The 20,880-nt window shown below is 41.2% G+C and carries 19 protein-coding genes; 10 read left to right on the top strand and 9 right to left on the bottom strand.

Translation table 11 applies throughout. The features are described from left to right. The first annotated feature begins 104 nt into the window (after nucleotides 1-104). From J4N22_RS03345 to J4N22_RS03335, 3 genes are all read left to right on the top strand, one after another. Nucleotides 105-482: a DUF4783 domain-containing protein gene (locus J4N22_RS03345; RefSeq protein ID WP_207492292.1), complete on the top strand. Its 378-nt coding sequence runs from the start codon at nucleotides 105-107 to the stop codon at nucleotides 480-482. 94 nt (nucleotides 483-576) lie between these two features. Next, nucleotides 577-1,434, top strand: coding sequence for a carboxylating nicotinate-nucleotide diphosphorylase (gene nadC, locus J4N22_RS03340; RefSeq protein ID WP_207492291.1), 858 nt, complete (start codon nucleotides 577-579; stop codon nucleotides 1,432-1,434). Nucleotides 1,435-1,475: 41 nt separating this feature from the next. Then, nucleotides 1,476-1,820: a translation initiation factor gene (locus J4N22_RS03335; protein ID WP_207492290.1), complete on the top strand. Its 345-nt coding sequence runs from the start codon at nucleotides 1,476-1,478 to the stop codon at nucleotides 1,818-1,820. 28 nt (nucleotides 1,821-1,848) lie between these two features. On the opposite strand, the gene J4N22_RS03330 is transcribed toward J4N22_RS03335, so the two are convergent. Further along, nucleotides 1,849-2,379 carry a hypothetical protein gene (locus tag J4N22_RS03330; protein ID WP_207492289.1) on the bottom strand — a complete coding sequence of 177 codons (531 nt, stop codon included), beginning with the start codon at nucleotides 2,377-2,379 and terminating at the stop codon, nucleotides 1,849-1,851. A 346-nt stretch (nucleotides 2,380-2,725) separates the two neighbouring features. Here J4N22_RS03330 and apaG point away from each other — a divergent pair, with 346 nt between their 5' ends. Continuing rightward, entirely contained in the window at nucleotides 2,726-3,112 is a 387-nt protein-coding gene (gene apaG, locus J4N22_RS03325) for a Co2+/Mg2+ efflux protein ApaG (RefSeq protein WP_207492288.1), read from the top strand. 124 nt (nucleotides 3,113-3,236) lie between these two features. Here apaG and gldB read toward each other — a convergent pair whose 3' ends face one another. After that, nucleotides 3,237-4,256, bottom strand: a complete 1,020-nt coding sequence (gene gldB / locus J4N22_RS03320; RefSeq protein WP_242692038.1) for a gliding motility lipoprotein GldB — start codon at nucleotides 4,254-4,256, stop codon at nucleotides 3,237-3,239. A 68-nt stretch (nucleotides 4,257-4,324) separates the two neighbouring features. On the opposite strand from gldB, the gene J4N22_RS03315 reads away from it, so the two are divergent. Next, nucleotides 4,325-6,007 (top strand): NAD+ synthase, encoded by a 1,683-nt coding sequence (locus J4N22_RS03315; protein ID WP_207492287.1) that lies wholly within the window; start codon nucleotides 4,325-4,327, stop codon nucleotides 6,005-6,007. A gap of 27 nt (nucleotides 6,008-6,034) precedes the next feature. Then, nucleotides 6,035-6,289 carry a hypothetical protein gene (locus J4N22_RS03310; RefSeq protein WP_207492286.1) on the top strand — a complete coding sequence of 85 codons (255 nt, stop codon included), beginning with the start codon at nucleotides 6,035-6,037 and terminating at the stop codon, nucleotides 6,287-6,289. Here J4N22_RS03310 and J4N22_RS03305 read toward each other — a convergent pair. Beyond that, on the bottom strand, nucleotides 6,280-7,113 hold the full coding sequence (locus J4N22_RS03305; RefSeq protein ID WP_207492285.1) for a universal stress protein: 834 nt from the start codon (nucleotides 7,111-7,113) through the stop codon (nucleotides 6,280-6,282). The genes J4N22_RS03310 and J4N22_RS03305 overlap by 10 nt on opposite strands. A 138-nt stretch (nucleotides 7,114-7,251) precedes the next feature. Here J4N22_RS03305 and J4N22_RS03300 point away from each other — a divergent pair, with 138 nt between their 5' ends. From J4N22_RS03300 to uvrC, 4 genes are all read left to right on the top strand, one after another. Beyond that, nucleotides 7,252-7,830 carry an RNA polymerase sigma factor gene (locus J4N22_RS03300; protein ID WP_207492284.1) on the top strand — a complete coding sequence of 193 codons (579 nt, stop codon included), beginning with the start codon at nucleotides 7,252-7,254 and terminating at the stop codon, nucleotides 7,828-7,830. Between the two features lie 17 nt (nucleotides 7,831-7,847). Further along, nucleotides 7,848-9,272 (top strand): hypothetical protein, encoded by a 1,425-nt coding sequence (locus J4N22_RS03295; protein WP_207492283.1) that lies wholly within the window; start codon nucleotides 7,848-7,850, stop codon nucleotides 9,270-9,272. Nucleotides 9,273-9,356: 84 nt separating this feature from the next. Continuing rightward, the gene (locus J4N22_RS03290) at nucleotides 9,357-9,911 is read left to right on the top strand and encodes a hypothetical protein (protein ID WP_207492282.1); all 555 of its coding nucleotides are present in this window, start codon (nucleotides 9,357-9,359) and stop codon (nucleotides 9,909-9,911) included. A 9-nt stretch (nucleotides 9,912-9,920) separates the two neighbouring features. Next, nucleotides 9,921-11,744: an excinuclease ABC subunit UvrC gene (uvrC, locus tag J4N22_RS03285; RefSeq protein ID WP_207492281.1), complete on the top strand. Its 1,824-nt coding sequence runs from the start codon at nucleotides 9,921-9,923 to the stop codon at nucleotides 11,742-11,744. 246 nt (nucleotides 11,745-11,990) lie between these two features. On the opposite strand, the gene porN is transcribed toward uvrC, so the two are convergent. From porN to ftsA, 6 genes are all read right to left on the bottom strand, one after another. Continuing rightward, on the bottom strand, nucleotides 11,991-13,136 hold the full coding sequence (gene porN / locus J4N22_RS03280; protein WP_207492280.1) for a type IX secretion system ring subunit PorN/GldN: 1,146 nt from the start codon (nucleotides 13,134-13,136) through the stop codon (nucleotides 11,991-11,993). Between the two features lie 12 nt (nucleotides 13,137-13,148). Further along, nucleotides 13,149-14,687, bottom strand: coding sequence for a type IX secretion system motor protein PorM/GldM (porM, locus tag J4N22_RS03275; protein WP_207492279.1), 1,539 nt, complete (start codon nucleotides 14,685-14,687; stop codon nucleotides 13,149-13,151). A 46-nt stretch (nucleotides 14,688-14,733) separates the two neighbouring features. Further along, nucleotides 14,734-15,489 (bottom strand): type IX secretion system motor protein PorL/GldL, encoded by a 756-nt coding sequence (porL, locus tag J4N22_RS03270; RefSeq protein ID WP_207492278.1) that lies wholly within the window; start codon nucleotides 15,487-15,489, stop codon nucleotides 14,734-14,736. Nucleotides 15,490-15,621: 132 nt separating this feature from the next. Further along, entirely contained in the window at nucleotides 15,622-16,902 is a 1,281-nt protein-coding gene (gene porK / locus J4N22_RS03265) for a T9SS ring complex lipoprotein PorK/GldK (protein ID WP_207492277.1), read from the bottom strand. Nucleotides 16,903-17,496: 594 nt separating this feature from the next. Then, on the bottom strand, nucleotides 17,497-19,329 hold the full coding sequence (ftsZ, locus tag J4N22_RS03260) for a cell division protein FtsZ (RefSeq protein WP_207492276.1): 1,833 nt from the start codon (nucleotides 19,327-19,329) through the stop codon (nucleotides 17,497-17,499). Between the two features lie 129 nt (nucleotides 19,330-19,458). Next, the gene (ftsA, locus tag J4N22_RS03255) at nucleotides 19,459-20,880 is read right to left on the bottom strand and encodes a cell division protein FtsA (RefSeq protein ID WP_242692037.1); all 1,422 of its coding nucleotides are present in this window, start codon (nucleotides 20,878-20,880) and stop codon (nucleotides 19,459-19,461) included.

Raw genomic sequence — 20,880 nt, 5'->3', positions numbered from 1 at the left:
CTGCTTGTGAACCTGATTAGAATCACCTTAAGATGAGAAATAAATAGCCAGTTTGGCATATTTTTAGCCTAACGTTGGTCGTTGTATAAACAAATGAAATTCACATGAAAAAGATATTCCTCATATTATTGATAACAGTCACTGCTTTTGCTGCTAAAGCACAAGATGCTAGTAGCTTAATCAATGCGCTAAGATCAGGTAGTGCTGAACAGGTTTCAAACTATTTTGATAAAATGCTGGACTTAAAATTCCCTGAAAAAGAAGAAATAAAGAGCATAGGTAAAAACCAGGCAAGTATTGCTCTTCGTTCGTTTTTCAACGAAAATAATATTAATGGTTTTGAGATGTCGTCGCAGCGAGAAATGAGCGGCACCATGTACATAGCAGGAAAGCTTACAAATGGTGGTGAAGGCTACAAGCTTTCGATGATGATACGATATAAAGAAGGGCGGCCGCAGATCATTACCGTGCGGATCGGATAAATTTGGTTTAGTTACACATTCAGCCTTGCTTTTACAAGCAGGGCTTTTTTGTGCGGCTACTTTTGCAGGTATAAAATTTAAATAGCTTTACCCTATGAAATCATACAACGATTTGCTGCAGCACCTGGTAACTGAGGCACTGCAAGAAGACATTGGCGATGGAGATCACTCTACTTTAAGTTGTATACCGGCATCGGCACGTGGTAAGGCGGTATTGAAAGTGAAGCAGAATGGCGTACTAGCAGGAGTGGCAGTAGCTGAAAAGATCTTTAAACAAGTAGAACCTGGAGCTGTTTTTACCGCGCACAATTCCGACGGAAAGATGATGGCTATAGGCGATATTGCTTTTGAAGTAGAAGCTGCTGTTCATACCATTTTGCAGTGCGAAAGATTGGTGCTGAATATTATGCAACGCATGAGCGGTATTGCCACCCTCACCCGAACTTATACCGACACCATTAAAGGATATAACACTAGGATACTTGATACCCGCAAGACCACTCCTAACTTTAGACTGCTGGAGAAAGAAGCAGTACGAATTGGCGGTGGCACCAATCACCGGTATGCCTTATACGACATGATCATGCTGAAAGACAATCACATAGACTTTGCCGGCGGCATAGAACAAGCTATCAATAAGGCGCATGAGTATGTGCAGACAAAAAAGCCGGGGCTGAAAATAGAAGTAGAAACGCGCAGCCTGGAAGATGTACAAAAAGTACTGGAGGTGGGCCAGGGTAAAGTTTTCAGGGTGATGCTTGACAATTTTCAGCCAGAACAGGTAGAACAGGCGGTAAAGCTGGTAAATAAGAAGTTTGAAACTGAAGCCAGTGGAGGTATTAACCTGAAAAACCTGGAAGATTATGCACGTACGGGTGTTGATTTTATTAGCATAGGTGCACTCATACACCAGGCACGTAGCCTTGATTTAAGCCTGAAAGCAGTGCTATAAGTTTTACTACCAGTTGTTTTCAACCCTTTAATCAACAAACGATGAGCAAGAAGAATAAGCCAGACAACAGGGGATTTGTATACAGTACTGATCCAAATTTTTCCTTTGAACAGGAAGATAACGAACCACAGGACACACTGCCTCCTGCACAACAAAAGCTGCGTGTAAAACTGGAAACCAAACAACGCGGCGGTAAAGCGGTTACGCTGGTAACTGGTTTCATTGGAAAAGATGAGGACCTGGAAGAAATGGGAAAGATGCTTAAAAACTTTTGCGGTACCGGCGGAAGTGTAAAAGATGGGGAAGCCATCATACAAGGCGACCAGCGGGAGAAAGTTCTACAGTGGCTTCTGAAAAACGACTATAAGCAGTCAAAAAAGATATAGCACCATTCTCGGCTGCAGGCTTTGCTAACTAAAAACGATTAGGAACAAATAGGTTGCCATTCTGGAAGTTCATGTGTGGCATACCAAGAGGCATGTTAAGTGGTCGCTGCTGTACACTTATACCTCCTGAAATCTGGAAAGTTCTTTCATCATTTGTAAAAGATAGACCTGCATATGCAGCGGGGTTAACAGCCAGACGAGTAGGATTCATTGACATAAAAGAATTCGAAAACCCTTTTGTGGCGTCGGAGGAAAAACCGTGGTTAAAAGTGATCATTGAAGGAACTATGGCAACTCCCGCAAATGCACTGAAATTCTTATCCAAAACCCTGTTGATCTGCATGCCAAGTGGTGCAGAAACTATACTTGCACTTCCTCCTCTAAAACCGATAAAGCTCGCAGTTACAGCACTATAGCTGCTGACAAACCACTTCTTCTGTACGGTACTATCATTCAAACGGAAGTTCTCGAGGTTGGTACGGTAAGCAGGTGCACGAAAACTTTGAGCATTAGCAAATGTGAAAGCAAACAGTAAAGTAAAAGACAAGATCAATCTCATATCCTTGTGTTGTTCCGTAAAGATAAGCCTGGAAGCATAAACTGCTGTATAAGGATGGAAGGTTAACAATTTTTGCGTATTGGAGCCTTGCTACGAGTTTTATCCCAAAGCTAATATGGTTTGAAGGTTACTTGTGGTTGGCCGCCCTGATATCATTGATGGAACTCCAATTTTTTTCACCTTCCTTCAACCATCGATTTTAGCCATTCTCCCCTCAATCCAGTTTATTCTGGTCGTCCATGCAATTATTTCCCCGCCGCAGTTGTCGTAAACATTAAATGGTAAAGTCTTTGCAAGCTTTGTTATCAAAAGTGAATATGATTACTTTTACTAAAACCCTCCTTTTATGATTTCCAAACTCTCCGAAGGAGTTCAAATAAGTGTAGAAACTTTTTATCAGCCGGATTACAGCAATCCTCTCAACAGCGAGTTCATGTTTGCTTACCGGATCACGATAGAAAACCATAATAGTTTTGCCGTACAACTACAACGCCGCCACTGGCATATATTCGACAGCAATGGCGAATACAGGGAAGTAGAAGGTGAAGGTGTGGTTGGTCAACAACCAGTATTAAAGCCAGGCGAAAACTTCCAGTACGTAAGCGGTTGCAACCTGAAGACTGAAATGGGCAAAATGTTTGGGAAATATGTAATGGAAAATCAAAACTCCAAACAGGCTTTTGAAGTAAACATTCCTGCCTTTGAAATGGTAGTACCGTTTAAAATGAACTAAATTTTCTACTCGCTGGTTGGTAGATGATAATTGGTAGAACCTACAATCATTTTAGTCTTTTACAGCACTGGATGCTATTCTTTGGAAGACAGTTCCGCTTATATCCAATCTCCAATTTTTCCTCCTACTTCGGTTTGTACTTTGCTTGTTCAAAAATCAACTTAGGATCCGTTTCCATTAATTTTTGCAAAGAAAAACCCTCGTTCTTTTCCATCCATTTTTTTACGATCTGCCAACCAACAAACTGGCCAATAAAACCTGGTGACTGCGGACCAAGCGCAGGTGTATTGGGCGATTCATTCATATAATCTTTTGTGATTGCTGGATCGATACTAAACAACAATTCATTGTTGATAAAGAAACTCCAGATGGTGGCTTCATTATCATAAGCGCCTTCCAGCTGCGCAGCTGTATAGCCGGTGAACAACGTATCTTCTGTATTGGGAAGTAAATGGTCTAACAGATACGTTCTTTTGCCAGCTTCAATCATTTGTTCTACCAGTGGCCTGCTGGCACTACGATCTGGATACAGATCATCCACAACATTTCGTATACAAGTAACAGGAATATAAGCCGGCTGGAACCTGCGGGAGATGTATGAAGGATATAACTGTTGTCCGGCTTCGCTTTGGTACAGCGAGTAGTTGCTGCCCATATACATCTGCAGGCCAACGGCCAGTTCATTATTACCAGTAAGAATATTGCCGTAACTATTAATAGGCCCGATGAACGTTATAAGTTTATTAGGTACTGGGTACGAAGGAAAATAATACTTCACATAGCGCAGCCCTTCTTCCAGTTCAGCAGTGATTGTATTCATTTTGCTGAAAACATCATCTGCCGAATCCTTCAGTGGCTTGTAGGAACGTATAAAAGCATTGACTTGATTTGCTATCACAGCCTGGTCAGCTTCGGGAGAAAGACCTAATATATTGAAGACATAATCCTGCAGGAAACCCGGGTACTTTTGGTTCAACTGGTCAAGTGAAGCATCAATGTTGGTGGTATCAATATTGAAAAGGTCTTGCTCAAACCTTTGCACCTGTAGCTCAATTTTTATATGCGAAACATCGGGTGCGTTTTTAGTTTTGCATGCACTCACAATGAGGAGGATCAGTAGATAAACAATTCCTGTATTCTTCATAAGTCGGGCAAATTACGCCAAGGCATGAACTTTGGCGTTATGTAAAACTTAATACTGAAATTTGAATCATGAAAATAGCACTCGCACAACAGAACTACCACATAGGCAACTATGAAAAAAATGTAGAGAAAATTATAGCCGCTATCAACGAAGCAAAACAACAAAATGCAGACCTGGTGGTGTTTAGTGAAATGTGTATTTGTGGTTATCCTGCCCGCGATTTTCTTGAATTCAATGATTTTATCAATAAGTGTTACGAAGCTATTGACACCATAAAAGAACATGCTGACACCATTGGAGTACTGGTTGGTTCGCCTGCACGCAATCCTATAGCAGAAGGAAAAGATCTCTTCAATGCGGCTTTCCTGTTGTACGAAAAGAAAATCAAAGCAGAGGTGCATAAGACGCTTCTTCCTACCTATGATGTATTTGACGAGTACCGGTATTTTGAGCCTGCTTACGAATGGAACATTGCGGAGTTCAAGGGAAAACGCCTGGCTATTACCATATGCGAGGATATCTGGAACATAGATGACAATCCATTGTACCGCTTCTCTCCTATGGATAAACTGGTAGAACAGGAACCAGATATAATGATCAACCTGAGTGCTTCTCCTTTTGATTATATACATGAAGAAGAAAGGAAGTCGGTAATAAAGGCAAACGTGGTAAAATATAAGCTGCCGGTGGTGTATTGCAATGCAGTAGGCAGCCAAACAGAAATTGTATTTGATGGTGCTTCACTTGTATTTGATAAAGACGGAAACCTGAGTAAGTGCCTTCCTTCATTCGTGGAGGCTTTTGCAGTAGTTACCATAAATGATGACGGCTCTGTAAAAGAACATGAGGCCGACACCATACAGCCTATTTCCCATATCAAACCCAACCCGAAAAAGTTTGAACCATTATTAAATATCAAAGGCATTCACAAAGCCCTCATCTGCGGCATTGATGATTATTTCAAAAAGATGGGTTTCACCAAGGCTATTTTAGGATCGTCTGGTGGGATTGATAGTGCAGTAACACTTGCACTTGCATGCGAGGCACTAGGAAAAGAAAATGTGCGTGCTGTGCTGATGCCTTCACCTTACAGCACCGAACATTCAGTAAATGATGCGGTGCAATTAAGCGAGAACCTGCAGAACCCATACGACATCATTAAGATAAACCAGGTGTATGAAGCATTTCTTTATACACTACAACCATACTTCAAGGATTTGCCTTTTGGCATTGCAGAAGAAAACATACAAAGCCGTACCCGCGGTAACCTGCTGATGGCTATGGCCAACAAGTTTGGATACATCTTGCTGAACACGTCCAACAAAAGTGAATTGGCTACCGGCTATGGTACTTTATACGGCGATATGGCCGGCGGCTTGGGTGTATTGGGTGATTGTTATAAACAACAAGTGTATGCACTGGCAGAATACATCAACAGGGATGGTGAGATCATTCCGCGCAATATCATTCATAAAGCGCCTAGCGCCGAACTACGGCCAGACCAAAAAGATGCAGATAGCTTACCGGAATATCATATCCTGGATGAAGTGCTTTACCAATATATAGAGCGACGCCAGGGACCTAAAGAAATTAAAGAATTAGGATTTGACAGTGCATTAGTCGATCGCATCTTGAAGTTGGTTAACAACAACGAATACAAGCGCAACCAATTCTGTCCCATAATCAGGGTAAGCCCTAAAGCATTTGGCGTAGGAAGAAGGCTTCCAATAGTAGGAAGATACCTGTCATGATGGAATAATTTTTTAAGCAGAAATATCATGAAAAAAGATATTTCTGCTGCCTTATTTGGTACAGCTTACCTACTGGTTTATGTAATACTATTTCATTACAATGCACCATTGCCTATACTTGGCATCATGTTCCTGTTATCACCCTTCCTTGTTATCTGGATGGCTTATACCATTTTAAAACATGGCAAATACGAAGGACGTGAGTTAGCAGAAAATGAAGAGTGGGGTTACCAGGATAAGCCAGCTGACTTTGGTAAACGAACCATACAGATCTACTCGTGAATGCACATTAGCGGCACGTGGCTGTGAAATGCAAGTTGCTTTGTGTGGCTTCTTCTAAATAGCCCCTCAAACAATCCATGCTTCTTTGGAATGGTGATCAGCAGGTCTATTTTGTGCGTGTCAACAAATTCATTAATTCCTTCTACAAAATCCTCATGTTCTATAAAGTGAAACTGAGGATCAAACTCGTGCAGTAAGCTTTGAAGTTTCAGGCTCTCCACTTCAGCTTTATCATCAAAATGTTTATTGTTGTTCTCTACATGTAATACCAGCAAGCTTGCACCTGTATCTTTCATTATAGCATTAATAGCTGCTACTGGAGTTGTCTCCTCTATTTTTTTGAAATCGCAGGCTAGCGCTACCTTATTAATTTTAGAATAAGTGGCATTAGGCGGAATAACCACTACCGGCACTTTGCTATGATTTACCACGCTAATAGCTGTGCTGCCAATCAATACTTCTTCTAACTTGCTTCCACCTGTAATGCCCATTACCACCAGGTCAGCTTTGGTGCGTTCGCACACTTCCTCTATGTTATTAGAGAGCACTGCAAATTCACTCAGTGTTTCCAATTCTATTTCACCAGGCGTTATGGTATGCATCCATTCTTTGAAGTTGGCAAGTCCATCGTCGGTAATGTTTTTCAGCGTGTCCATGTCTATCAATTGAACCACTGGCATAGTAGGCTCTGTTATAACAGGCGCCTGGTAGGCATTGTATAAAATGATCTTTTGCGCACCTACCTGCTTTGCAAGTTGTACAGCATATTGGGCTGCATTTTTAGCTACATCCGAAAAATCAGTTGGAACAAGTATATTCTTCATGGCTAGTAAATACTTTGGTATTGGTAGTGGTAAAAATATTGGATTTTCATTTTGTTGCTTTACTATTTTTTATTTGCAAAGCAGCAGCTGAAGCAAATATTTGTCTAACTTTAAAAGGTAATCATTCCTATTACCTGCATGACAGAAGAATATATAATTGCCGGATGTCTGCATAATGATCCCGCTGCCCAAAGGGAATTGTATAACAGGTACAGTCCTAAAATGCTTTCAGTATGTTACCGCTATTCTCAAAACAGGGAAGACGCCGAAGACATGTTGCAGGAAGCATTCATCAAGGTCTTTACACAGGTTCATACATTTCAAAACAAAGGTGCATTTGAAGGGTGGATAAGAAGGATAGTTGTGCATACGTGTATAAACTTTTTGAAGAAGAACAAAAAGTTTAATGAAAGTGTGGACTTGGCCCAGGCTAATTACCTGCATATAAAAGAAGAGACTATACCTTCTATCATGCAGGCTAAACAGGTAACGGAATGCATCCGCATGTTGCCAATAGGTTATCGAACGGTACTGAACCTTTATGCTATTGAAGGCTTCAGTCATCGTGAAATAGCCACCATGCTTGAAATAGAAGAAAGCACCAGCCGCAGCCAATACACCAGGGCAAAGGCAATGCTGGAGAATATCTTGCTGAAGAAAAACATCCTGGAAAAACCAAAACCCCAGTTTGGCTGGCTAGCTGGAGTAAAGAAGTGAAAAACGCTTTTGAGTAGATGGAAGACAATTTTTACAAAGACGATTTCGAACAGTTCCTTAAGGAACAAGCCGACAGTCACCGGATGTACCCGTCGGATGCTATATGGAGAAATATAAATAAACAGCTTCATGGAGAAAAAAGCTGGCCTGCCCTTACCATTGCTGCTTTTGTTTTATTGATCACCACAATTGCAGTTTGCATCCACTTCACGCCCCAACCAAATATTTTCGCTTTACATCCTAATGTATCTATAGCACAATCGACTGCAACATCCGCAGAAGAAAATGCCTTAGCTACCGTCACTCCTATTGCACTGCAGAAGGATGACATAAGCCAAAAAGCCAGCTCATGGAGAAATGCTCAGCAGCCGGTTTCCAATATTAATACGGCAAATGTTTTTACTGATAGAGAACTGGTAGTTCATAATCAGCCGGCAACGTCTTCCAGTGTTTCTGAAAGAACCATGGCAACAAGTAAAGAAAGTTCTGTTGCTCCAAGTAGGCTGTTACTTTCAGAAGTCGCTTCACCAAAATTGATTGCAACAAAACAGATCTCATTACAAGAAGACAATAATGAACAGGTGCAAAATGTGCTTACATCAACTCCTGAAATTTCCAAAGCATTACCTGCCAACTTACCAAAGTTGAAGGTGGACCAAAAAGATCTATCAAAAGAAATTGTAGGTATGCCACTTACTCCTTCACCAGTAAAACAAAGTTGGAAAAAAAGGTTTAGCTACCAGGTAAATGTAACACCATCCGTTAGCTATCGCAGGCTTCGCGAAAACAAAAAAACAGAGAAAGAAAGCGAAGGCCCTGTAGCCCTGAATTTGGTTGCTGATGTTCACCAGATTGTTAGGCATAAACCAGGTAACGGTTTGGAAGCTGGAATGGCCTTATTCTATAGCCTGAACAAAAGGTTGCGTATCAAAACAGGCTTCCAGTTCAATGTTAGACAATATAAGATTGAAGCTTATAAATCACAGGCAGAGCTGGCTACCATCACGCTACATAGAAACTATGGCATAGACACGATCAACTCATTTGCATTCTACCGTACCAGTTCCGGGTACCAGGATGCTGAGATAAACAATCGTTACTACCAGGTAGCCATCCCTGTAGGTATAGATTACGAGGTTCTGGGAAATAAGATTGTACAACTGAATATTGGTGCAAGCATCCAGCCTACTTACCAGGTAAATACAGAAGCTTTCATACTTTCTACCAACCTGAAGAACTACACGCAAACTTCTGACATTTTACAACATTGGAATATTAACAGCTCTTTTGAAGCGTACTTGAGTTTCAAAGCTGGCAAATACAAATGGCAGGTAGGACCACAGGTTCGTTATCAACATTTACCTTCTATGGTACCTCAATACCCAATCAGGGAGCACCTGCTCGATTACGGGTTGAAGATTGGTGTCACCAAACCTTTATAATCTAAAATGAAATAAAAAAGAAGAGGCTGTTAAACTAACAGCCTCTTCTTTTTTTACCATTATGCTTAATAGTATTTTTGCAAGATGAATAAAATCCTTTGGCTCTTCATTTTCATATTTTCCATTGGTTGCAGCGATAGCAATGAAAAGAAAAAAGACGATGTCATCTTCTTCCAGGTAAAACAATTTTTTGAGAACGAACTTAAAGACATACAGTCCACACCTTATTTCATTTATAAAATTGAAATAAACGGCGACAACCGCGATTCTACCACGCTTACAAAAGACAGCGTAGCCTATTATGCATCTGCTTTTTTACAGTCAGATATCAATAATTCGGAATTGAAAGAACATTATGAAGAAAGTGTTTTTCATGATCAAACAACCGGCAGCTTTTCGCTAAGCTATTCCACCAGTAAAAAAGACCTGGATGTACAAAATGTAAACGTTCTGCTTCATGAAGATGGCGAAACGGTTAAAAGGATATTTATCAGGCGATACTTAACAAGAGGTGACAGCTCAATTATTGAGCAATTGAACTGGAAGCCAAATGAAAGTTTTGAAAACAACCGTGTAATACAATTGCCCAATCAACCAGAAAAGACACAGAGAACAATTGTAGTATGGAACCCAAAGTAGAGGAAGAATATGACGCAGCACGAATACCAGCAATTGGCACACACGATACCACATCAACCTGGTATCTATAAATATTTCGACGTACATAATGAACTGCTTTACGTAGGTAAAGCAAAAGACCTGAGAAAACGTACAGGAAGCTATTTCTCTAAAACCTTCACCAATTACAAAACACACGAACTGGTAAAGCGGATCAACCGCATAGAATTTACCATTACCAATAGCGAGCAGGACGCATTTTTCTTAGAAAATGCATTGATCAAACAGTATAAGCCAAAGTTCAATATTGATCTTAAGGACGATAAAAGCTTCCCGTATATCGTCATTAAAAAAGAACCTTTCCCACGTGTTTTTCTTACACGTACCCGCATCAATGATGGATCTGAATACCTGGGGCCATTTACTTCAGTGGCTAAGGTGAGAGAGCTGCTAACATTTATAAAGCAGAACGTGGCATTGCGCACATGCAAGCTAAACCTGGCGCCTTACAACATCAATAAGGGCAAATACAAGGTTTGCCTGGAGTACCACCTTGGAAACTGTAAAGGACCCTGTGAAGGGCTTCAGGATGAGCAACAATATGCCGAAGCCATTCAGCAAGTAAGAAACATCCTCAAAGGAAATCTCCAGCCAGTGATACAGCATTACAAAGTGGAGATGATGAAGCATGCTACAAACATGGAATTTGAGAAAGCTGAGATAGCCAAAAAGAAAATAGAGCACCTTGAGAATTTCCAATCCAAGTCTGTAATTGTTAGCAGGCATCTTTCCAACCTGGATGTTTTCTCTATTTTGAAAGATGGAGACACTGCTTATGTAAACTACCTGATGGTACAAAATGGGACGATCGTACAAACGCATACCATACGCGTAGAAACAAAGCTGGAAGAAAATGAAGAAGAAGTGTTGCCGCTGGCAATTGTAAGGTTGCGCGAAAACTTCAATAGTTCAGCTACAGAGATAATTGTTCCTTTTGAAATGGATTTTTTACCTGGCAGTGCTATAGTGACCGTACCCAAAGGAGGCGACAAGAAAAAGCTATTGGACCTTTCTATCAAAAATGTAAATCATTTCACAGAAGAGCTAAGAAAGAAAAAGATACTGCAGCTGGAAGGCAAATCTGATATGCAAAAAAAGCAGGTTTTGTATCAATTGCAGCAAGACCTGAAATTGCAGGAAGTACCGGTGCATATAGAATGTTTTGATAACAGTAACTTCCAGGGAAGCTACCCGGTAAGTGCTATGGTTTGTTTTAAAGAAGGGATACCAAGTAAAAAAGATTACCGGCACTTCAATGTAAAAACCGTTGAGGGTATCAATGATTTCGCCACCATGAAAGAAGTGGTTTTGAGGCGCTATTCTCGGCTTATTAAGGAAGAACAATCTTTACCTCAACTGGTGATCATAGATGGAGGTAAAGGGCAGCTAAATGCAGCCTTAGAGGCTATAGATGAATTGGGCATCACCGGCCAGCTTACAATAGTTGGTTTAGCTAAAAGTGAAGAAGAACTTTTCTTTGCTGGTGACCAGCAATCCCTGAAACTACCGTGGGATAGCGAAAGTCTTAAATTGATCAGACGTATTCGCGATGAGGTACACAGGTTTGGCATCACCTTTCACAGGCAAAAAAGAAGTAAGGGAACTTTTAAAAATGAGCTTGAGGAAATAAAAGGTATTGGAAAAGGAACTGCCGAAACTTTATTGAAGACTTTTAAATCAGTAAAAAGTATTAAGGAAAAATCGCTGAACGATTTAATTCCAATAATTGGAATATCTAAATCTCAAATTGTTTACAAGCATTTTCATCCAGAAATAGGAAATGAGCCAAAATAAAAAAAGGGGCCAGGATGAAGATCCAGCCCCGTTTTTAAAATCCAATATCCTATGAAAAACCGCGGTAAAGATAGGTAAAGAAGGCGTTCTGCCAAATGCTAATAAATTATTTTTAATGTTTTTCACATCCAGTTCACATCTGGAACAAGTCTTTTTAGAATTAATTAAGAAGATAATTAGTGATTTAATGCAAATAAAAAAACCCGGAAAATTTCCGGGTTTTCTATTATTGGGATAATTCCAAGATTAGTACGACCATAGATCCTGCTCGTAGTTGAATATCTTTTCTTTGATATTCTCTCCTTCCAGCAAACGGAATAAAGGATCTTTTATAAACTGCCTTAAGCTTTGATCGAAAGGATTGTCGATAGTAGACTTAGTGATGTAGCTGCTAAAGAACCTGCTTTCAAACAATTCCTCCCAACTCATTCTACCAGCAAAGTTTCTACCGTTGTAAACTTCGTATTTAGCCAAAGTAGGTCTTAGATCAGGATAGTAAGCCCAGAACAAAGTTCTGTCTCCAAGTGAAATACCGTTAGAAGCATACTGCGTCATGATAGGCGCTATACCTAAAATTCTAACAACCATTCTTGAAGATTCTTTATCAAAGATCCACTCTTCTTTCAACCTGAAACGATAGATAGAGTCAGGATCAACCATTCTTGATCTTACCTGGTATCCACCGATCTCTCCTTCCATATTGATAACAGGAACAGTGTCCATACCGCCGGTGATAACTTTAGCAACTTCTTCTTTGGTAAGTGGCGTAGTGAAACGATCATCATCACCATTGAATACAGTTACATCACCACGCTGAATAGCATCGTAAACGATAGAAATGAAACGCTGGTTACCTACATCTTCATTTGCAGCATAACGGAAAGGCAGGTTCATCTTTTCGCGTGTATCGATCTCTCTCCATACCCTTTGCTTGTAAACCGCATCGTCTTCACGAATATGCTCATATGCAAGTGGGGTTCTGTCTTTTACCAGCTGCCTGTCGATAGCATTATCTGTACGTAGTGATGGAGCAACTGAGTCGCCTATACCACTACCACCTTTAATCACTTCTATTGGCAGGTTAGGATTGATAGACATGGAAGTTTGAGTGTTTGATCCAGCACCCGAACCATAACCAGTACCAGTATTACCATAGCCGCTATTGGTGGTATTACCCCTTCTCCTCGTAGTGTCAGTAGCTGTATTGCCATAGCCACTGGTAGTGTTACCGTATCCACTAGTTGTAGTGTTACCGTAACCACTAGAAGTGTTACCATAACCGCTCTGCTGCCTTGTACGGGCATTACGGGTACGGGTTTGAGCCGAAGCCTCAGCTACCAGCAAAGCTGCTGATAACGCCACCACACCTGTTTTAAACAATCTCGTATTCATGAACTATTGTTTTTAATATAAGTTGAAAGCCATAGTAGGAAGAGGTCTTACTTCACCGTCAGGTCCTCTTGCTCTTATCTCATCTAATACCACCGTTGTTCCAGGGCGGCATCTTTCCATTATTCTCTTAGAGTCACCATTGAAGTATGCACCAGGGTTCTGAGCAACACCAGCGTTTTCAGGGAAACCTGCACCGGTAGCATAGAACACGAATGATACAATATCATACTTTACACCTTCGAATACGAAGTCTTTCAAATCTGCACGCAAACCTTGCTGTGCTTTAAAAATGTTAGCCTGAACCCTTCCGCCTGCACTTTGGCCAACCATCGGAGTTGGATCTGGTACACGCTTTACTCGGAATTCAAAAGCTGTATTCTTACCGTCTGCATTTACATTGATAGTTGCTTTACCTGGCGTTCTTACGTTGGCAACAAACTTACCACCACCAAGATTTCTTAAAGTACCATTATCAATGCTTGCATTGGTTTTTTCAGCACCCACGTTACCACCACTGATGGTAAGAGGATTATCCAAACCGATATAAAGCACTTTCACCGCATCAGCACTAACACTAGCACCAGTTGGAGAACCTACAGTATAATCGATCTTCTTAGTTTCAGTACGAAGATTACCTTCCTGGTCAGTGTAGCTTACAACTACGTTTACAGAGTGAGAACCTACTCCAGGTACGTTGAACTTCTTACGAGCCATACCATCTGATTCAATAGCAGCAGGAGCGCCGTTAATTGTGATAGTTGGTTTCTTCTGGCTACTGAAAGCACCCAAACCTGCAGTGATCTCAAGCTCCTGGCCTGGCATCAGGTAAGTAGAACTTGCACCAACCAAAGGCTGGTAAGTATCGAAACGTACTGCTACCTCTCCTACTTTACTGTGTGCAAAAGCTACTATACGGTTCTCAGTAGTCCTTACGTCATTTTGAAACTTACTAAGAATAGTAAGAGCCGCTATGGTAGGAGTCATTCTGAAATATGTCGCTGTCCATTCTTTAGCTGTAGGACTTTCAGGCTTAGCAGCTTTAGGAACAGAGAAATCTATTGGAAGGTTCTTCTCAAACTCAGCTTTCACTGCAGGATGAATATTCAGAACATTTCTCTTATAGTCTTCAAGGCTCTTCATCAGGTTGTTACCTAGTTCGCCTTCTACAAGAATTCTTGTAGCTGCATCCAGGTTATCTTCCTTATAAGTAGAGTCGCCTCCTGCTGGATTGTATCCTGACCCAAACATCAAACTATCTTTTACCTGGTCTATATAGCTATAGATCCTGGAGGTTAGTTCTGTCGCTTTTTGTGCAACCGGGTACCATTCTTCAGCTTTAACCCTGCTCTCTGGTTCTGATTTCTTAGCTTCTAATGATTTTAAATAAGTAGAAGTAGAAATTGAAACCAGGTCGTTTGTCTTTAACAAACTTGTATTTACAATCTTAAAGGCATTCAAGATCTCAGATGATACATTCAGTGCCAGCAATGCTGTTAGCACCAAATACATCATGTTGATCATCTTCTGCCTGGGCTCTTTAGGTAAAGCCATGAGTTGTGTTAGGTTTTAGAATTACGAATTAAAATATTGAATTTGATTAGCGTCCCTGCATTGCAGTTAGCATGTTACCATACACCTGGTTCAGTTTACCAAGATTGTTAGCCAACATACCGATTTGCTGCTTAGCTTTTTCAGCATCTTCTACTGTACCGCTCATTGCATTAGAAGCCTGGGCAAGTTTACCATAGAACTGGTTCAAAGCTTTCAGGTGGTTGTTGCTTTCCTGTAACTCTAATTCGTAAATAGTATTCAATGAAGACAGGTTTTTAGTAAGCACCTGAACCTGGTCATGAAATTGCTTTGTGCTCTCGCTAGCTGCGTTGAAGCTTGACAAAGAATTAGCCGTGTTGGTATAGGCATCTTTTACTTTATCTAGTGCAGCTGCAGCAGCTTGTGTTTTTTGAGTATAGTCACCAGTAGCTTTTACTATATCGCCTACTTCTGACATGTTGTTTACTGTGCTACCAAGCTTTTGGAAGCCAGCGCTTAATTTAGAAAGGTTTGCTGGAGTGATATCTGCTTCCTGGAGCATTTTCTCCATAGATTTCAAAGCAGGATTTCCTTTTTCGTTTTCCACAACAACCGGGGCAGCTGGAGCACCCTGATCTGGTGGTGGAAGAATAGCGTATACCAAGAAGATTGCTGCTTCTGTTAACAGACCGATTGTCAACATGATATCAGCAAATGATTTGTGAAGAATCTTAGCCCATGCGCCGAAGATTACTACTGCTGCACCGACGCAAACAAGTACGTTCACTAATCTGTTAGTTGCGGGAGAAACACCTGAAGCCATAATTGGATTGTTTGTTTAGTTTAAACGGGTAATGTAAAATGAGAAAAGCACTTATAGGTGGGGGTTTTAGCCCCCACGCATCAAAGAAGTTCAATAAGAATTAGCTAAAGTCTAATGATAGGCGAATGTAAATTATCTTCCTCTGGTCATTGCTGGCAGGTCGATTACGCACCTAAAGCCAATGTAAGATTTGGTTGTATCCTGGTATTCGTAAGCCCTTGTACCAACCTGTAAGAAATATCCTACATCTTTCCAGCTACCGCCGCGTACTACCTTACGTTTCATCCTTGGAGGATCTGTATCTTTTGCATCCCAGCGAATATCCGGGTTCATGTCGTGCTGGAAGTTGTAACCACCTTCATAGTATAGAGAAGAAGTCCACTCAGCCACGTTTCCACTCATATTGTAAAGACCGAAGTCGTTAGGCCAGTAAGCATCAGCACGCACTGTGTAGAAACCACCATCTTCAGGGTAGTTACCGCGTCCAGGCTTGAAGTTTGCCAGCAGACATCCTTTCTTATTTCTTAAGTAGTAGTTACCCCAAGGGAACATTGATTGAGAACGACCACCTCTTGCTGCGTATTCCCACTCTGCTTCGGTAGGAAGACGGAAATCACTTTCAACAGCTTTCTTCTTTCTTTCAAGGAAGCTATTCATGTAGTGAGTTCTCCAACGGCAGAATGCTGTTGCTTGTTTCCAGTTAACACCAACTACTGGATAGTTACCAAAGGAAGGATGAGCAAAATATCGCTTGGCCATTGGTTCGTTGTAAGAATAAGAGAAGTCTCTCATCCATACCAAAGTATCAGGATAGATCTTTTCGTCGTACTTAATAATAAAGCTGCTGCGAGGCTGGCCTTTGTTCTCACGCTTCGATGCTTCTTTGTAATCGAAAGTCTCTACGCGAAAAACAATTTTATCAGGATCCAATTCATTTCTGCCATACAACCTATTATCAGGTGTAAGCGTCATTTTAGATATCTTTTCTAAAGTAGATTTATCAGCATAGTTGATGGTTTGAGCTTTCTTCCAATCAACTGCGAAATTGCCGTCTACTTCTTTTCCGAACCCTAGTTCTTTTGCTGCAAGAGAGTCTCTTGTCCAGTTAACAAACTGGCGGTATTCATTGTTGGTAATTTCAGTAGCATCCATCCAGAAACCGTTGATGGAAACTGATTTGTTGCGAGCAGTAAAGTTGAAATTAACGTCTTCATCTGACGGACCCATGTGGAAAGTTCCTGGTGGAACGAAAACCATTCCAAGAGGTTTTCCCATTCCTTTTAGAGCGCCGGCAGATGCTCCTACAAGTTGGCCGTTATCTGGCACGCCTTTGGCTTTACCACTTTTGCCACAACCTGACGTGCCTAAGGCAAGGGCTGCAAGAGCTGCAAACGCAAACAGTTGACTTCTCATTCTAATGTAACGATTAAGGTATTAAAGCAAATGTAACAAAATAATCTGCCTAAAAATTTCAGTTGCTGTTATTAAATATTATTAATAAATGGCGCGCTATCATCTAGAAACGCAATCAGTTTTCTCTTTATTGTTCTGATCACGTTTTTACAAAACATCTGAATTTTTAAAGGGCTACAAGATATTTTGTTTAATGAAAACTGGAGTAAAAAATTTTTCTATCGGCGCTTCTTTTTGTATGGAGGGATGAAATCTGACACAATTTAATGAGCAGCAGCATACATTCCGCGCTTTTAACAAAGTTTTTATCAACTTTTTAATGTTTGCATCTTCTTCTGAGCTATTTACAGCTGACAAATTTGTTTAATAATGACTTTGAACCTTTAGCGGGTGAATTTATTTGCACCTTGAATGTCTACTTAATATTTAAAATGCCTTTTAAATGCCATTGCCAATGATTTAAAAGTAATTACCTGGACCTTTTTCCCAAACCTAAAGAACAAAAAAATCCCTCCGATTTTGCGGAGGGATAACAACTAAAAACACAATCTATAAACTCAGACCGATGTTCCAACCGGTGTGAGTCGTCCCTGGTTAATCAGGTTTCTTTCCATCAAGGAAAGTATTGATGGAACTGATTTGTCCTTTGTCGTTTTCATCAGCCTTTACATTGTACTTGCTGTAAAAGTTTTCTACAGAAGTAAGTGTATTTCCAAATAACTCCATATTACGGCGGATGTAAGCAGGCACTGTATCAAATTCGTTGTTCTGGTCAACAGTGTTCATGTTGAAGGAAAGATTTCTCAACTTTTGTATCCTTTCCTGCGCCCTGCGCTTTTGATCTTCTACATCGTCATGCATTGCAAGATCCTCTATAGAATTATTAGCAGGCACATCAGAAAGACTGGATGCATCCGCCGTTTCTGGAACATCATCCTTCATAACCAACTTTAGTTCAAGCTCCGGGTGCTCGTTCATAGGTGGGGCAGAAGGCTTTGCTTCCATAGGATTGGGAGTTTCGGCCTTATTAGGTTCTGCATAAATATTGGAAGGTTTGGCCAAAAAACTATTTCCTGTTCGGGCATGCTGATTCATATCATTCCTGCCAAAGTTGTGATCGTACTGCTGCGGCTGTTGCATGTAAGGCTGCTGAGCCTGTGACGGGAAATTCATTTCCTGTCTTGGTTCCGCCTTTTGCACAGGCTGCTCTGCCGGTGTCTCCAGGTGGTCATTCAGGGTATACCTTTCAGGCTCTGCATTTACCTGCGGCTGAGGTTTAATAACAACCGGGGTAGTATCAGGCATTTCTACCAGCGTAGGTGCATACAGATCTTTCTCCTCCTGTAGCGGAAGCGATGGCTGCATGTACTGCTTTTTTTCTGCACCAGGTACTTCAAGTGGCATCAGGATCTTTTCCACTTTCACTTCTTCCTTTTTAGGAACCTGTGGCTTGAATGGATCTTTGTGTTCGAAACCAGTTGCAATAATGGTTACACCTATTTTGCTTCCCAGTGACTCGTCAAAACCGATACCTTTAATCACGTCTGTTTCATCACCAGCCTGTTCGCGCAGGTAGCTCATGATCACGTCTTCTTCATCCATGGTAATTTCATGATCACCTTCAGATGAAGTGATATTAACCAGTATCCATTTAGCTCCGCGGATCTCGCTATCGTTCAGCAATGGAGAGTTAACCGCATTTTCTATAGCGCGTTGTGCACGATCTTCACCTTCAGCCACTGCGCTACCAAGAATAGCCACACCACCATTACGCATAACTGTGCATACATCGGCAAAGTCTACGTTTATCTGGCCATTGCTGGTGATAACATCAGTGATACATTTTGCTGCAGTAGCCAATATATCATCTGCTTTATTGAAAGCTTCTCTTACTTTAAGATTACCATATTGATGGCGCAGTTTGTCGTTGCTGATAACAAGCAGCGTATCTACATTTTCGCGAAGCGCTTGTATACCTGCTTCTGCATGGCGCATACGCTTAGGACCTTCGTTGCTAAATGGTGTGGTAACAATACCTACCGTAAGCACACCAAGATCTTTGCAAATTTTTGCAATAATAGGTGCACCACCAGTACCTGTTCCACCACCCATACCAGCAGTAATGAATGCCATCTTAGTATTTACTTCCAGTATGCGCTTTACTTCTTCCAGGCTTTCTTCGCATGCCTGCTTACCAATTTCAGGATTGGCACCTGCACCCAAACCTTGAGTAAGATGTGGGCCTAGTTGTATTTTATTAGGAACCTTGCTGTTTGCTAATGCTTGCGCATCGGTATTGCATATAATGAAATCCACGCTTTCTATGCTCTGTCCATACATGTGGTTAACGGCGTTTCCACCACCACCTCCTACACCTATCACCTTTAGAATAGATGATTTTTGCTTTGGCAAATCAAAGTGAATCATAGTTGTGTAATTTAGTTGGGTAAGTAATTATAGATTGTTGTTGTTTGTGTTTCTATCTAGTTCCTGGTTTTTCCTGTTCTGGTGTTTCATCATTTTCTACCACCAGGAACAAGACCCAAAAACCTTCTTCTACATTTCTTTATCGCCTTCTTCTTTGAATAATTCGAGTAAGTTGTTTTTGAATTTATCCCAGAACCTGGTCATGCTTTTGCTCCGCACTTTTGTATCCACTTTGGCAGGCTCTACTGCTACTGTTTCTACAGTAGCCGTTGGCTCTACCTCTGTTACCAGCGTTTCAGGAACGATCACTTTCTTGAAGTTCTTTTCAAACTCTTTGTACTTGTGCTCGTAATCGCTGTAGCCCTTTAGGATAAGACCTATACATGTGCTGTACATTGGCTTCTTCAGTTCATCTATATGATTGGCTGCAAGATGACCATTAGGATAACCGATGCGTGCATACAAACCGGTGCTGTACTCAGTAAGCTGTATCAGGTGTTTTAGTTGCGACCCCCCTCCTGTTAAAATGATACCTCCATTAAGCATGCGTGTATCAAGTCCTACTTGCTTTAAATGATAAGTAACAAAATCAAGTATCTCGCTCATACGTGCCTGAATGATGTTAGCCAGGTTCTTTACACTGATCTCTTTTGCGGGCATACCATTCATTCCAGGAATGGTGATGTATGCATTGGCCTTTGTTTCATCAGCAAGGGCACTACCAAATTGCGTCTTCATAGCCTCAGCCTGTTGCTTCAGCACACCAAGACCCGTTTTGATATCATTAGTTATATTCTCTCCTCCAAAAGGAATAACGGCAGTGTGTTTTAAAATTCCTTCGTAAAAAACCGCCAGGTCGCTGGTACCGCCACCAATGTCGAGAATGGCTACGCCTGCTTCCATATCTATGTCGCCCATTACAGCTGCGGCAGAGGCCAATGGCTGAAGGACAAGATCTTTGGTCTTCAAACCACTTTTATCTACTGCGCGATTGATGTTGCGGATAGCATTTCTATCGCCTGTAATGATGTGAAAGTTAGCTCCCACTTTTACCCCATTGTAACCAATAGGATTGTTGATGTTTTGAATGTTGTCAACAGTGAATTCTTGCGGTATCACGTCGATGATCTGGTCGCCAGCAGGAATAAAAGTTTTCCGCTGGTTCTCTATCAACTGTTCGATCTCCATGATGCTGATTTCGTTCTCAGAATCCTGGCGAACGATATCGCCTCTTGTCTGAAGACTTTTGATGTGATGACCTGCAATACCCACGTATACCTCGTTGATCTCAAGGTCTGGATTTGAATCGTAGCAGTTCTTTAATGCAGCCTGTATAGCTCGTATGGTCTGCTCAATGTTAAGTACCTGCCCGTGCTGTACACCTGTACTGTTGGCACGTCCAAATCCTAACACTTCCAGTTTACCATACTCATTCTTGCGGCCTGCAATGGCAGCAATTTTTGTTGTACCAATGTCAAGGCCAACAATAATTGGTGCTTCAGAACCGTTACCCATACTGCCTCCAATAATGGGCGCTTCTTTTGCGTTCAT

The organism is Aridibaculum aurantiacum, from assembly GCF_017355875.1.
Classification (GTDB): Bacteria; Bacteroidota; Bacteroidia; order Chitinophagales; family Chitinophagaceae; genus Segetibacter; species Segetibacter aurantiacus.
The sequence above is the reverse complement of the archived record's forward strand: the minus strand, read 5'-3'. Positions and strand labels throughout refer to the sequence as shown.